The following is a 1,716-nucleotide window of genomic DNA, read 5'->3' on the forward strand; positions in this document are numbered from 1 at the left end:
GGCCCCGCCTCCGCCACAGGAACCCCCGCCAGGTCCCGTGCAAGGTCCGACCGGGATGCCCACGCGCGACGAGTTCGTGACCGCGCCAGGGAAGGGGCCCAACATCCTCCCGCTGGATATCCCCCCGCTCGCGCAACAGCATGCGCAGCAGGTGTCGGACGCATACCGCACGGGAGGCGCGAAGGCGGCCACGACGAAGTTGCAAGAGCTGGTGCAGGCGCAACCGGCGCTGGACACGGCGTATGTGAATGAGCTCATTCGCATGACGCAGCCCACGCTTCAGCAGGTGGGAGCGGAGCTGGGCGTCCGGGTCAGCAAGGACAAGGATGACAGCAAGAAGAACGGCATCACCCGCGACAGCCTGAATGCGCTGGCGGCGGTGGCGGAGCGAGCGGGGCCGGAGGGACAGCAGGCCCTGGGCAAGGCGCTGGCCGATGGCCTCCCCAACAGCGGTCAGCTCAACCAGTTCGACGATGTGCTGCAGGACATGAAGACCAAGAACCCCATTGGCGCGGTCTTGCTAGGCGGGGCGACCGTCACCGAGCTTCAGGCGTCCGGTAAGGACAAGGCCGCGAAGGAGCTCCAAAGGGAGCACAAGCCGCTGGACTATCAGGGGCAATGGAAACCAGGCCAGAAGCTCTCCGAGGCCAACAACGCCCACTCGACGAACACGCAGCATGACTTCAACAAGGCCGTGGAGGAGGGGAAGAACTGGGTCGAGGGGGATCTCCAGACGAAGAAAGACGGCGGCATGGAGATGAACCATGACGAATCCGGCCCCAAGCTCTCCTTTCAGGAATGGCTCGCGAAAGGAAAGGCACTGGGGGTGGGCGTGAAGGTAGACGTCAAGCTCGATGCCTTCAAGAATGACCCGGTAAAGAAGGAAGCCGCCGTGAAGGAGATGGTGAAGCAGGTCGTGGACTCCGGCATCCCGGGCGAGCGGTTGATGTTCAGCGTGAACCCGACCGAGGCGAGGTGGATTCGGGAGGCCCTGGGCGACAAGCTCCCCAATGCCACCATGGGTATCAACGCTCCTGACGGAGCGCTGACGAGCGATACCGCGGCGGCGATGCAACAACACATCACCGACAATGCCCCGAGGCCGGTGTCGTTCATCACGAGATACAAGGACATCAAGGACGCCTCTCCGGAGGTCATCCAGGCCTTGAAGAATGGAAAGGCAACCGTCTCTGTCTGGAACGACCCGGGGGACATGTCACCGTTGATTGAACAGGCCGATGACGTGGTCAGTGAGACGAAGAAGCTGAAGGAGCGCGGAGTGGATGGGATGATTGACATCCGGGAGAGCACCACTTTGGCGATCACCGGCGGCAAGCTCAAGGACACAGCCGGCGACGTGAAGGACTCCGTGGTCAGTAGCTTCAAGGGCGCCGTCTCCTTCGGGAAGTGGAAGTAGACGTCGCGACCTGAGCGCGGGTGCCCCGGGCACCCCGCTCACACCTCGATGCGGTTGCGCCCGTTCGCCTTCGCGCGGGTCAGCCGCGCATCCGCCGCGCGCAGCAGCTCCTCCATCGTCGCCCCGTCTCCGGGCGCCTCGGCGATGCCTCCGCTCACCGTAATCCCGAAGGACTCTCCCCCGTCGCCGTCGAAGGTCATCTCCGCCACCTCCGCCAGCGTCCGCGACAGAATCGCCTTCGCGCGCTCCTTCGTCTCCCCCAACAACCCCACCACGAACCTGTCGCTTATACACATCTC

At 64.1% G+C, this 1,716-nt stretch carries 2 protein-coding genes; one reads left to right on the forward strand and one right to left on the reverse strand.

The genetic code is table 11. From position 1 onward, the window contains the following. Positions 1–37 precede the first annotated feature (37 nt). Positions 38–1,417: a PI-PLC domain-containing protein gene (locus FJV41_RS49015; RefSeq protein ID WP_141649488.1), complete on the forward strand. Its 1,380-nt coding sequence runs from the start codon at positions 38–40 to the stop codon at positions 1,415–1,417. A gap of 38 nt (positions 1,418–1,455) precedes the next feature. Here the strand turns inward: FJV41_RS49015 and FJV41_RS49020 are convergent. Then, the coding region (locus FJV41_RS49020) for a diguanylate cyclase (protein ID WP_141649489.1) at positions 1,456–1,716 on the reverse strand (261 nt) is incomplete at its 5' end.

The sequence above is a fragment of the Myxococcus llanfairpwllgwyngyllgogerychwyrndrobwllllantysiliogogogochensis genome (assembly GCF_006636215.1).
Lineage (GTDB): Bacteria > Myxococcota > Myxococcia > Myxococcales > Myxococcaceae > Myxococcus > Myxococcus llanfairpwllgwyngyllgogerychwyrndrobwllllantysiliogogogochensis.